This window comes from Sutcliffiella halmapala, from assembly GCF_050107295.1.
Taxonomy (GTDB): Bacteria; Bacillota; Bacilli; order Bacillales; family Bacillaceae_I; genus Sutcliffiella_A; species Sutcliffiella_A halmapala_A.
The window spans coordinates 19,279-32,127 of the sequence record NZ_JBNIKR010000009.1; the positions used below are offsets into that span (position 1 = coordinate 19,279).

13 protein-coding genes are annotated in these 12,849 nt (G+C 32.6%); 9 read left to right on the top strand and 4 right to left on the bottom strand.

Going from position 1 to position 12,849, the window contains the following annotated elements:
- Window positions 1–29: 29 nt before the first annotated feature.
- Window positions 30–338, bottom strand: a complete 309-nt coding sequence (locus ACQCT5_RS15260) for an iron-sulfur cluster biosynthesis family protein (RefSeq protein WP_499642858.1) — start codon at window positions 336–338, stop codon at window positions 30–32.
- 650 nt (window positions 339–988) lie between these two features.
- Window positions 989–1,540 carry a L,D-transpeptidase gene (locus ACQCT5_RS15265; protein WP_499642859.1) on the bottom strand — a complete coding sequence of 184 codons (552 nt, stop codon included), beginning with the start codon at window positions 1,538–1,540 and terminating at the stop codon, window positions 989–991.
- 227 nt (window positions 1,541–1,767) lie between these two features.
- On the opposite strand from ACQCT5_RS15265, the gene ACQCT5_RS15270 reads away from it, so the two are divergent.
- Window positions 1,768–3,075: an MFS transporter gene (locus ACQCT5_RS15270; protein WP_499642860.1), complete on the top strand. Its 1,308-nt coding sequence runs from the start codon at window positions 1,768–1,770 to the stop codon at window positions 3,073–3,075.
- Between the two features lie 194 nt (window positions 3,076–3,269).
- A complete protein-coding gene (locus tag ACQCT5_RS15275; RefSeq protein ID WP_499642861.1) occupies window positions 3,270–3,434 on the top strand; it encodes an FbpB family small basic protein in 165 nt (54 codons plus the stop codon).
- A gap of 297 nt (window positions 3,435–3,731) precedes the next feature.
- Here ACQCT5_RS15275 and ACQCT5_RS15280 read toward each other — a convergent pair whose 3' ends face one another.
- A complete protein-coding gene (locus ACQCT5_RS15280) occupies window positions 3,732–5,060 on the bottom strand; it encodes a glycoside hydrolase family 18 protein (protein WP_499642862.1) in 1,329 nt (442 codons plus the stop codon).
- A 169-nt stretch (window positions 5,061–5,229) separates the two neighbouring features.
- Here ACQCT5_RS15280 and ACQCT5_RS15285 point away from each other — a divergent pair, with 169 nt between their 5' ends.
- The 3 genes from ACQCT5_RS15285 to ACQCT5_RS15295 are packed head-to-tail and all read left to right on the top strand — an operon-like array spanning window position 5,230 to window position 8,951.
- Window positions 5,230–6,738 (top strand): spore germination protein, encoded by a 1,509-nt coding sequence (locus ACQCT5_RS15285; RefSeq protein WP_499642863.1) that lies wholly within the window; start codon window positions 5,230–5,232, stop codon window positions 6,736–6,738.
- On the top strand, window positions 6,731–7,849 hold the full coding sequence (locus tag ACQCT5_RS15290) for a Ger(x)C family spore germination protein (RefSeq protein WP_499642864.1): 1,119 nt from the start codon (window positions 6,731–6,733) through the stop codon (window positions 7,847–7,849). The genes ACQCT5_RS15285 and ACQCT5_RS15290 overlap by 8 nt, the downstream gene beginning before the upstream one ends.
- Window positions 7,842–8,951 carry a GerAB/ArcD/ProY family transporter gene (locus ACQCT5_RS15295; RefSeq protein WP_499642865.1) on the top strand — a complete coding sequence of 370 codons (1,110 nt, stop codon included), beginning with the start codon at window positions 7,842–7,844 and terminating at the stop codon, window positions 8,949–8,951. Before ACQCT5_RS15290 ends, ACQCT5_RS15295 begins: the two co-directional genes overlap by 8 nt.
- Before the next feature lie 137 nt (window positions 8,952–9,088).
- On the opposite strand, the gene cdaS is transcribed toward ACQCT5_RS15295, so the two are convergent.
- A complete protein-coding gene (cdaS, locus tag ACQCT5_RS15300; protein WP_499642866.1) occupies window positions 9,089–9,712 on the bottom strand; it encodes a sporulation-specific diadenylate cyclase CdaS in 624 nt (207 codons plus the stop codon).
- A 388-nt stretch (window positions 9,713–10,100) separates the two neighbouring features.
- Between cdaS and ACQCT5_RS15305 the strand changes: the two genes are divergently transcribed.
- From ACQCT5_RS15305 to ACQCT5_RS15320, 4 genes are all read left to right on the top strand, one after another.
- The gene (locus tag ACQCT5_RS15305) at window positions 10,101–10,532 is read left to right on the top strand and encodes a MarR family winged helix-turn-helix transcriptional regulator (protein WP_499642867.1); all 432 of its coding nucleotides are present in this window, start codon (window positions 10,101–10,103) and stop codon (window positions 10,530–10,532) included.
- 58 nt (window positions 10,533–10,590) lie between these two features.
- A complete protein-coding gene (locus ACQCT5_RS15310) occupies window positions 10,591–10,989 on the top strand; it encodes a DoxX family protein (protein WP_499642868.1) in 399 nt (132 codons plus the stop codon).
- A gap of 271 nt (window positions 10,990–11,260) precedes the next feature.
- Window positions 11,261–12,217: a ring-cleaving dioxygenase gene (locus tag ACQCT5_RS15315; protein ID WP_499642869.1), complete on the top strand. Its 957-nt coding sequence runs from the start codon at window positions 11,261–11,263 to the stop codon at window positions 12,215–12,217.
- A gap of 5 nt (window positions 12,218–12,222) precedes the next feature.
- On the top strand, window positions 12,223–12,831 hold the full coding sequence (locus tag ACQCT5_RS15320) for a flavin reductase family protein (protein ID WP_499642870.1): 609 nt from the start codon (window positions 12,223–12,225) through the stop codon (window positions 12,829–12,831).
- Window positions 12,832–12,849: the final 18 nt, after the last annotated feature.

Consider the following 12,849-nt stretch of genomic DNA (forward strand, 5'->3'; position numbering starts at 1 on the left):
AGAAATGGCTTCATTACATTATCAATAATTCAATACGTTAACTTCACTTTGTTATTAAATATTTGGTTTTTGTTTCTCAAAATAAAGTGTTGACCATTAAAATCAATTACAACTTCTTCGCTATAAAGATCTTCGAAATTTTTGGCAATTAAAAATTTTAATGCTCCTGTATCTTCTATTTTCTCAAATATATATGCATCTCTTCTAGGGATTACTTTCATTTCATATATATTATTTACAATATCACAATCTCCTAGTTCAAACGATAATTGGATCATGTAATTATTATCTACTTTGTGTAATGCTTCCTTTGCACTCTCTGTAACTATAAAATTCATTCTAAATCTATCCCTTCATTTTTTATTAAGAATTATCTAGATTTCCCCCCTGGATAAATAAGGTACTAGCCTTTCAGGTTTTAGAAATAGAAAGGTTGGTGCCAAACATTCCTTACGATTGTTCTCTGTAGAAGGTTCTCCCAAAATTAATATTCGATGTTGCTCCTTCATCATTTCCTTAAATTCGTTTTTCTCCCAAAGTGTTAATACTGCTTCTATGCCTAATAGCTCCACTAAATTTGCTACAACTCTATAACCAAAAAATTATCCTAATCGCATGTACATAAAGTGATTGCCACCGTTTAACGAAACCATTCTCCATATACTTGTTAATCAAAAGCCTATGAAACCGCACAATTGTTTGGCATCAAAAACTGGCGGATATTGATTGATTTGTTGCACCCATCATTTTCATAGATAAACGAGAGGGGGTAACAATTAATGCTGATAGTATAAATAGGAAAAAATCGAATGTTCTTTTTAGGTGTGTACGGCATAATGGTAAGCCTATAACGAACAACGCTATAGGCTTTTGGAATAAAAGTGATGAGTTTGATAAAGTTTGTACATTGTTACTTTTGTGAGAATAAAAATACAATATTTCGTCTAGTTAAAATCTTTAATTCGAGATATATTACCTAAAAAAAATTCTACCAATTGTAATGTTGATAAAAATAAGTATCTACATCATAACCATATTTTGCTGCGATTGTATGAAAGGAGTCGTTCGAATTTACTATGATTACATTAGTTCCGACCTCTACCCTCTCGTATAACCATTCCACATCTTCGTTATGCATTCTAATGCATCCCAAACTTGCATACTTACCAATTGAATCAGGATTATTATTTCCATGAATGGCATAAGTAGTTCCATAGGTATCATTTACTTCCAGACCTAACCACCTATTACCTAATGGGTTTCTTGGATCTCCACCGGGAATATTTTTTTTATAATATGGCCTATTTTTTATTTTATTTACAATAGGATAGATACCCTCAGGTGTGAACGATTCTGCTTTTCCGGTGGCAACTGCGAAGACTCTCACTAGTCTATAATCATCGTAAAAAGCCAACGTATTTGTGGCTTTATTAATAATGATAACTTGATTATTGACTGATGTAATGCTATCAGCATTTACAGTATGGTTGTATAAAAACAAAAAAATAAATGTTAAACAAATATAGACGGACTTTCTCATTTTGAACCTCCTGTTAATTGATTGAAAGTTTTTAAGACTGTGGCGCCTGCTTCATTTTATTAAATTTTTCTCTAAAACGCTAAGGTAATTAAAGGAATGAGATGAAAAATTCGAAATGCAATAATTAATTGAATCTTAAAAGCCAAAAATGTCAATACTCCATTTATGCTTTCCCTTTTAAAAAAGCTATAAAAATTCAGATATATCTAACAAATGGAGATTACACCATGAATTATAAATTGGTTATCCCTGTATGGGCTATTGGTTCCTTTTTGATAGTTCTTAATACTACAATGTTTAATGTATCGGTTCCAAGCATTATACACGACCTGAATATAACTTCCGAGAAAGCTTCTTGGATTGTTTCATCATATTCAATTGGATTTGCAGCGTCCTCGATTATATTTAGTCGTCTGTCAGATTTCATCCCAATACGAAAACTAATGTTGTATGGAATCATAACTCTAGGAATTTCATCAATTTTAGGCTTTATTGTCAATGGATTTAATTTACTCCTTATAGCTCGTGTTTTTCAATCGATAGGAGCTGGCTCAATACCCGGGCTAGGAATGGTTCTTTCAGCAAGATATGTCCCAGTTAAACAAAGAGGACAAGCGATATCTATACTTGCTTCAGCTAGTGCCTTAGCTTTTGGATTAGGCCCTTTATTTGGTGGGAGCATAACAGAATTTTTTGGATGGCGAACTCTGTTTCTAGTTACATGTATGATAATACCTATAGGTTCGTTCCTATATATGCTACTACCTGAAGAGAGTACAAGAAGAAATTACTTTGATGCATTCGGCGCTATAATCCTAGTTTTGAGTATGGTTAATTTGTTACTTACTTTTGCAACATTTCATTGGATGTTTCTTCTTATCAGTTCAATTTCTATTTTAGCTCTATATTTTCGTTTGTGTACCACGCAAAACCCATTTATACCACCAAAACTTTTCCAGAATACCAAATATTTTAAATTAATTACTATTGCGTTTTTTTCGTTCATTCTTAATATGGCGATGTTGTTTCTTATGCCATTAATTTTGACAAACTGGTATGGGAAGTCTCCTTTAATGGTAGGATTATATATTTTTCCAGGAGCAACGTTATCATCCATATTAGTGGTTTTTATAGGACGATTAATAGATAAATACAATAATTTAAGGTTTCTAATTATAGGACATTTTATTATTACCTTGGCACTTTTTATAGTCAGTGTCTGGATCGGGAATTCTCCATTAGTTGTTTCTATGGCATATTTACTTTTTGCACCATCATTGTCTACGATAACTGCGTCCCTGGCAAATGAGATTTCTCAAATTTTACCGGACAACTTGATTGGTTCCGGTTTGGGGCTCTCCTTGTTAATGCAGTATACAGGAGGTTCTTTGGGAGTTGCATTATGTGGCCAATTATTGGTTTGGATAAATGATTCGGGGATTCTTTATACCTATCAACAAATTTTCCATTTTCTATTAATTATATCGATTTTTCCTATCATCTTACTTGCAAATTATAATAAAACAAGAAACTAAAATAAAAAATTGGAAATAATATTATATTATTAATTATATAAAAACGGTTGACTATTGGAATTTTCATGAATATTATTATATTTAATTAAAAACATTTGAATTAAAAGTATTCAGGAAAAACTTTTTGGGAGGAGTACAAGTACACTTTTACGTTGAATTATTATAAATGTAAAAATTTTAATGGGGGTTAAGTTATGAGGAAAAGAAAGAAAACATATAAAGAGTTATTGGAAGAAAACAAGGTACAGATTTCAAATGACTCAATTAAAATGGAAGAAATTTCAAAAGTGATTGATGAAAGAAGAATGAAAGAATCGATTTTTCTCCAAAAAGATATCGAAAACGCGATTAAAGCGTGACTTTAGATAAACATCAAGAATTTTATCAATGAACAAAACCACGATCATTTTTATAAATACCGTTAGAATCAGCTTTTCCGTATCGTAATCATTGGATTAGTGTCAAGAAGGTTGATAGGTAGTAGCTGATTTTATCTAGGCATGGATATCCAAATGATTAAATATAAACTATTGAATACTTAACATATTTAGGGATACAATAGTCTGATTTCGAATTAATTTGCATATAAAAAGCCAAATTAAATTAATAATTAGGCTTTTTATTTTGAATAATATTTGATTAGGAAAGTGAATAAATTACTTTATTATGTTAAATTCCTCTAACAGAAGTTCCTCTGTTTGTGGCATTGTTAATCCCAAATGCCAACATCCCATACCGGCAAGTCCATATTCACGCACTAATTTAAATTTGCTAAGTAAACTTCTTGGATCTTCGAACCACACCTCATGTTGTAAACCTTCTTTATCTATATATCTAAACCATGGTGCAGCGGCAGCTTCGTCATAATGAACTTCGCTTCGATAACCTGTATAAAGATCAATTGCCTTTTGTGTTGAGTATGCTTTACCTTTTTTATTTTCCCCTGTAATTGTCCAATCGTAAGCATATTGAGGGATGCCTAACATAATTTTTGATTTAGGAACAACTGAAATCGCATAATCCAAGGTGGCTCTTACTTTGTTTATTGGGGCAATAGGTCCTGATGGTCCACCTGGCCAGTGCCAATCGTATGTCATCAAGAAAATTTTATCTAGATATTTCCCTAGTTCTGCAAAGTCATATGCTACTGAATGAGAGGGACTATGATCTCCTTCTTTAGGTGGGACAGCCATCATTACTTCCATTCCTGACGGATGTAAACGTTCGGTCAGCTCTTTGATAAACAAGTTAAGATTGTTTCGATCTGCTTTTCTAACCTGTTCGAAGTCAATTACTACCCCTTTATAGTCATGACTGTCAAGAAGAGAATAGATATTATTGATTAATTTTTTCCTAAGCCACGACTCACTTATCATTCCGTGTGTTAAATCAGGATCAAATCCTTTTTCACTCAAATTAGTAAGTGTTGCAAACGGTGTAAGGTTTTCTTTCCAAGCAGTTATATGCGCCTGATTTTCATTTTCTTCTATTATATTTCCAGAGTAATCGAAGCGATATTCAAAAACAAAAATACCTGATAGGGTGCGTTTATAATTTGCCAGCATCCAAGAATTGGTGTGCTTGTCTTTTGGTACAAAGTACGTTCCTGTCCAAACACTCATTTTTTTAGGTTTAGGTATAAGTAATTTTTGTCCGGATTTAAGTACTCTCGTATTTAAATTATTTACACTCATTAATCTTTTTTCACTTATCGTATGACGAGTTGCAATATTCCAAATACTATCCCCTGGTTGAACAAAATAGGTAGACCCAGGTATTAATATTGATTGTCCTAATACTAATTGAGAATTATTGGATAGTCCATTCAGCTTTGCTAGTTCATCTTTATTTACTTTATATTGATCAGAAATTTTAAACAAACTATCACCCTGCTTAACCTCATGAATAACTTGTGCATTTCCAAGTTTAGTGTTGGGTGAGAATGCTAATAAAAACATTAATACAAGAAATACTCTTTTGTACATATTTCTACCTCCTAATTATGATGAAATTAGTATCATACCAGGACTGATATTTTGATTCAGGAAATTTAGACCAAATAATTTTGTGTTAAAAAATATGAATGGCTTTATTTTATTTATTTTATTGTTGGGCAATATAACCTTATGAAATTTACTAAGGTGGGCTTTGGGAATGTGGTCGAGTATTTTTGGTAATAAACAAAAAAAAGAGGTAAAACAGTTAAAAACAGTCCTTGAAGAATCAAAAAAATCAAGCGATTTCACTTGTTTTTCTCCATCCAATATGGAAGATAAAATTTTCATTTCTTATTTTACCTCATTAGTTGATTCTGAAAAATTCCAAAGAGTTTTACTCCCATATATAAAAGCAAATATAGACAAAATAAATTCCTTAGAAAAAGTAAAGTCATCTCTACCATTTGAAAATATGGTTATTACTGAAGATGCTACTGTTATCAATGATAAATTGAATAGAGGATATATATTCATTCAAATCAAACAACAAGATAACAAAGGTTTATTGGTGAACCTAAGATTGTCCGAATCTGGATATAGGTTATCAAATGATACGGAAAATGAGTTTAGTGTAGTGGGTCCAAAAGTTGGATTTATAGAGAATTTAGAAACGAATATTTTTCTTTTAAGACAAAAATTTGTCGCTTCTAAGCTTGTTTTTGAAGAAGTGACAATTGGCAGGAAATCAAAAACAAGGGTTATGATTGTGTATATTGATGGGTTAACTAATCCTACTTACATAGAAACAGTGAGACAAAGATTATCCGAAATCGATTTCGGTGTTGTTTTTGATAGTTCCCTGCTTGACCAGATCATTACAGACAATTCCTTTACGCCTTTCCCTTTGCTGTTAACAACAGAAAGGGTAGATCGGACAACTTATGCTTTAGAATCTGGTCAAGTGGCTATCATGTGTGATGGTTCTCCATATGTAGTAACAGGTCCCTCAACTTTGTTGGATTTTTTTATATCACCTGAAGATTATTATTTGCCTTGGATTACAGGATCCTTTTTTCGGATCATTAGAATTTTCGGAGTTATTTTTTCTCTTTTTTCCACACCGGCCTATGTGGCTTTACTTTCGTTTCATTATGAGGTAATTCCTCAAGACTTATTGGGACCCATTATCAGCTCAAGAGCTAATGTACCGTTCCCCCCGGTTTTAGAAGTAATATTTTTGGAATTGACTATTGAATTCTTAAGGGAAGCTGGCGCTAGATTACCGACAAAAATAGGTCAAACTTTGGGGATTGTTGGGGGCATTGTTATTGGACAGGCATCAGTTGAAGCAGCACTTACAAGTAATATTTTATTAATCGTCGTATCCCTTTCTGCATTAGCTTCATTTACAACACCTATTTTCAAAATGTCAAATACGATAAGACTTATAAGATTCCCCTTCATTGTACTCGCCTCAATCTGGGGTGGATTCGGCATACTAATAGGTATTGTTATTATGTTATCTCATCTACTAAAATTGAAATCCTTTGGTAATCCTTATATGGTTCCTCTTTACCCATTTAGAGTGAAGGATTTCACAGATTCTTTTGTCAGATCTTCGTATGAAAAATCAACCAAACTACCAGGTTTTCTTAGGACTTTAAGAAAGACACGATATCAATCCAAGAAAAAGCAGGACATAAAAGAGGGGATAGATCATGAATAAAACTAAACAAAAAAGAAGGATGTTTCTTTATTCATTAACTCTAGTTTTATTTGTATTAATTACAGGCTGTTCAAGGTATAAAGTGGTAGATCAAATTAATATAGTGGACATTATGGGTTTTGGCTATAACGGTGTCGAGGGCAATCTTTTAGGATCTGTTCTGGTGCATGAATATCGAGAAGGGCAAGAAAAAGATTATGTCAAGCTAATTTCTTCTAGTGGGAATAATGCTACAGAATCCTTAACAAATATTAATCAAAAATCACCATACATACTAGAAATTGCTAAAACTCGAGTGTTGGTACTTGGAAAAGAATATACTAAAGAAGTTGGCATTAAAGATATAGTTAGTTCTATTTGTAGAAATGCGAAAATTGGATCGAGAGTGAAAATTGTCATTTCCGATGAACCATTACCATTACTTTTTCAAAAATTGGCAAAAGAAGAAGGAGATTATCTACCTAATTTAATCGAACAAAACATGGTTTATCATAATTTTCCTTATTCGAATTTGCATATTTTTCTTTATGACTTTTACGGTAAAGGAAGGAATGCAATCATCCCATATATAAACTTATCAAAGGATGGTGAGATAATAATTGAAAAAATGGCTGTTATTGGCTCCGATAGTAAGTTGAAAATGATTTTGGACAGAGAACATACCACACTCATGAAACTCTATATAGATAAGTCAAAAGAAATGTTTTTTACAATACCGATTGAAAAGAATAACCAAAAAGGAACAATTACGATAAAAAGTGTTTATGGCCGATCAAGAATCATTCCTAATGTTTCTGATAGTTCTATAGAATATTTTTTAGGATTAAAAAGTGTACTAGTTGATTATCCTACATGGATAAACTTAGGAAATGAGTTTCCTTTCCTGGAAAAGGAAACTGAGAAATATATTGATAACAAGGTTCAAGACCTTTTCAACCAATTCAAAGAAAACGATGTTGACCCACTAGGGATAGGCGACGATTTCCGAAGTCAAGATAAGCATTGGAAAGAAGAGGATTTTTATAAGTCAGTCTACCCATTCGTAACAATGAAAACGAATATAACTTCATCTATTTTTCAATCTGGTGTTGGGGATGATGGAAATGAGTAGAGCACAAACAGATGTCAGAGAAAATTCATTACTCTCTCCGTTTTTTATCTTTTTTTTGATTCATTCTTCCCAAACAGGGATAGGTATGCTAAGTTTTCAACGGGATATTGCAAAATATGCAGAACAAGACGCTTGGATATCTGTATTAGTAGTAGGATTTACGCTACATATTATTCTTTTCCTGATGTTTAAACTCCTTGACCAATCTCCAAATAAGAATCTAATTTCTCTTCACACGGAGTATTTTGGGAAAATTATTGGTAACGCTCTTTCTGTTGTGTTTTTAGTATATTTTTTGCTATTGATGACAACGGTTGTTCATTCCTATGTAGAGATTATAAATGTGTGGGCTTTTAATACAGTTAGACCATGGGAGTTTACATTAATTATTTCAATAGTAATTTTTTTAATTGTTTCAGGTGGATTTAGGGTAATAACAGGAATTGCATTTTGGAGTATTTTTATTCCAATCATACTTTTTTTTGTTTTAGGATTTACGTTAAAATTCAGTCATTTTTCCAATCTGCTACCTTTATTTGGACACAATATAAAGGATATTCTAAAGTCATCAAAAGAAGCTACAGTAAGTTTTCTAGGTTTTGAAACATTGTTTTTGTTCTATCCTTTTGTTAGAAAACCATCAAAGACAAAAATGTGGGCTCATGGAGGCTTACTATTTACAACCTTTTTATATGTGTTAATAACTATTATTACTTTTGCTTTTTTCAGCGGTGGACAATTGGCACATATTATATGGCCAACATTAGTAATGACAAAAATAGTCCAAGTTCCTTTTATCGATAGATTTGAATATATTTTTATCTTTTGTTGGTTACTAGTCGTTTTACCCCCGATTTGTTTGTGCATTTGGTCTATCTCTCGTGGTATGAAAGAAATGTTTAATTTAAAACCAAGTTATACATTAATTGGAATCCTTATTCTGCTGAATTTAACAACAATAGTATTAAACGAGCGAGATTCTTTCGAAATGATAAAGACTTTAGCTTCATTAAGTGGTTTTTACATACTTCTGTTATACATACCAATTTTGTATTTGTTTGTATTAATTGTAAATAAATTTTTCAGAAGGAAAGCGAATTAATTTTCCGAAAAAATCTTGCCGGGTGAAGCCCTTCTGTAAATTAAGTATAATCATTTCATAGTCAATAGGTGCAAAATTGGGCAGATTCCACCATATATTATTATGGCGATCTGTCCTTCAAGGATGGAGTCTCCATTCTATAACAACGAGCTAGCAGTCGTAATAGGATATAGCTTCCCATCAAAAGCAAATGAAACCCTACCTGTTTCTTCAGAAACCACGAGCACAAGAGCATCGCTTTTTTCTGCTAACCCCAAAGCCGCACGGTGACGAGTTCCCAGTTTTTTTTCTCCTATAACCCTGTTGGTTAAAGGGAGAACGTTTGCTGCTGACAAAATTAGATTGGAACGAACAAGTACGGCACCATCATGAAGAGGATTTCCGGGATAGAAAATTGATTCCAACAAAGAATGTGATAATGTTGCACCTATAGGAGTTCCCGGACGGATTAAAGAATCGAGTGGATTTTCACGTTCAATCACAATCAAAGCACCATGTCTTTGATTTGAAAGATGTTGTATACAAGTTGATAAATCTAAATATTTATCGGTATATGGGGATAAATAACAATTCATATAAAATGACGCAGCAAACGTTTCAATTTGTTCAAATCTTTCCTTTATACTCTCAAGTCTTCCTAACAAACAATAGTTTTCATTTTCTAATGAGTCTAATCCAATATTAATTTCAGCCGAAATCTTGTGTAACCCTTCTTTCAATTTTTGTTTAAGTGGTGAAAAGTCACAATCTTTCTGATTCATAATTAGCCTCCCAATCAGTAAACTTTATTCAGTTATTCGGGAATTGTAAATTCCTTGTCCAATCATTTTTACAGTATACCTATTCTGCTTTGAAAACCTTCCCACTTTCGTGAATTTCTCGTAAATTCAAATTGAGCGAACGAATTTGTTGTTTAGAAATGGTTTACTTTATTATTTGTAGCAGCTATTTCAGTTAGTCTTGAATAATTATACATATTTGAATTTTTATTCCTTTACAGTAAACCAGACCTAAAATGTTTGATAGTTAAACTCGACAATAATATAACAATTGTTGTTGACAATGAGGAATATAAGAAGTAATATTATCTCGTATTCAAGATATTTTAATTTATTATTCTTGAATTAAGTATTTTTCGGGGAGGTGGTTATGATAAAAAGAAGCTGTTCAAACCAACCATTCTTATTGCTTATGCAAACGGCTAGAGTAATTCAAGAACAAATCAGGGATGATATGACCAAATTCAACTTAAGTATTACAGACTTTTCGGTTTTAGAAGTCCTTTTTCATAAAGGTAAACAAACGATACAGCAAATTGGTAAAAGCATATTAATATCCAGTGGTTCAATGACTTATGTTATTGATAAATTGGAACAGAAAGGTTTATTAAAAAGAAATGCGTGTCCTGATGACCGTCGAGTTATACATGTGACCCTATCAGATACAGGACTCGAATTGATGAATGTAATTATGCCGAAACATAAAAAATTTGTGGATGATACTTTTGATTCATTAGATATTAATGAATTAGATACCTTGGTGTTACTTTTGAAAAAGTTAAAAGAAGAAGTGGTAAAATAATTTTTTATATTAACATATCTTGAAATCGAGATAAAATATGGATTTGGAGGAATTTACTATGATAGATATTGGATTATTAATCATTAGACTGGTAATTGGTGCTTTATTCATTGGTCACGGTGCTCAAAAATTGTTTGGATGGTTCGGTGGTTATGGATTAAAAGGGACTGGAGGTTGGTTTGAGTCAATTGGCATGAAGCCAGGTGTAACTATGGCTCTATTCGCGGGATTAACAGAACTAATTGGAGGATTATTGTTTGCTCTTGGACTTTTAACACCAATTGCTGGAATTATGATAGCAGTAACTATGTTAATTGCTATTGTAAAAGTACATGCTCCAAACGGCTTATGGGCAACATCAAATGGATATGAATATAATCTAACGTTACTTGTAGTGGCTGTAGGTATAGCTCTAATAGGTGCTGGTCAATACAGTCTTGATACTTTTTTATTCTAAAATATCTCGGAATAAAGAATCTCTCATGAAATAGAAAGATTTTCTACATCAGCTTTTAATTCACAACATACAAAATATGTAACCGTAACTGACCCAATTACATTTAACAAAGAGAAAATAAGATAAGCGGATAATGGGCAAAATAAATATGCTTTATGCTGGCTCTAAGGAAAAGTTAAAGTTCAAAGACCACTGGTTCCCCTAAACCAAAAGTGAATTTTTTACCTATATTTAACTTAAAATAGTAAGAAAAATAGGAGTGAAAATAAAATTGAGTAAAAATACAATGGGAATTCACCATATCACTGCGATCGTGGGTCATCCTCAGGAGAATGTTGATTTTTATGCAGGTGTGTTAGGGCTACGATTATTAAAGAAAACGGTTAATTTCGATGATCCAGGGACTTACCATCTTTATTTTGGTGATGAGGGGGGTAAACCAGGAACAATCATTACATTTTTCCCATGGGCTGGTGCGCGTCAAGGCGTTATAGGAGATGGTCAAGTAGGAGTTACATCTTTCGTTGTTCCAAAAGGTTCAATGGATTTTTGGAAAAAAAGGTTAGAAATATTCAAAGTAACATTTACTCAAATGGAAAGATTTGATGAACAATACTTGGAATTTGACGATCCACATGGGCTTCACTTGGAAATTGTTGAAAGGGAAGAAGGAGAAGCTAATACATGGAACTTTGGAGGATTAACTCCTGAAGTTGCGATTAAAGGATTTGGAGGTGCGACTTTATTATCTATTCAGCCAGATAAAACGGCGGAATTATTAGAAAAAGTAATGGGTCTTGAACTCATTGCAAAAGAAGGAGATTTTATTAGATTTCGATCTTCATCTGAGATTGGAAATATAATTGATTTAAAACAGACCCCTATTGGACGTGGGCAAATGGGTGTCGGAACAGTACATCACATTGCATGGCGAGCTATTGATGACCAAGATCAATTGGATTGGCAAAAATATATTTCAGAGAATGGCTATCAGGTAACTCCTGTACAAGATAGAAACTACTTTAATGCCATTTACTTTAGAGAACATGGGGAAATACTTTTTGAAATTGCAACTGATCCTCCAGGTTTTGCCCATGATGAATCTTTAGCGACAATGGGAGAAAAGTTAATGTTACCACAACAGTATGAACAATTTAGAGGGAAAATTGAAAGGAATTTAATACCGGTTAAGGTAAGAGAGTTGAACGAATATTTTAAAAAGGAATGATTACATTGCTATCAATTGATCCTGCCAATAATACTGAAAGAGAAAACTATAAGTTTCTTATAGGTAGCATTATTCCTAGACCTATTGCTTTTGTCACAACACTTTCAGAGGATGGCACTTTGAATGGTGCGCCATTTAGTTACTTTAATATAGTATCGTCAAATCCCCCGTTGATTTCATTATCTATTCAACGCCAAGAGGGGAGACAAAAGGATACAGCGAGAAACATTATTGATTCAAAAGAATTTGTTATTCATATAGTAGATGAACAAAATGTTGAGAAAGTAAATAAGACTGCTGCCAATCTTCCGTCATATCAAAGTGAAATAGAGTTAGGGAAATTTACTCCAGTAGAAAGTGAGAAAGTTTCAGTTCAAGGAGTAAGTGAAGCTAAAATTCGAATGGAATGTGTCCTAGAACAGTCTTTAGAATTGGGTGGTTTGGATGCACCAGGATGTGATTTTATCATTGGAAAAGTTGTTCAATTTCATATTGAAAATAACATTTATGAAAAAGGAAGAATTGACCCAAAGGGCTTAGCAGCTGTAAGTCGATTAGCAGGTGTAAATTACGCGAAAATAGGTGAGATTTTTTCCATAGAACGACCAAATTAATAGCTTGAAGAAATATTA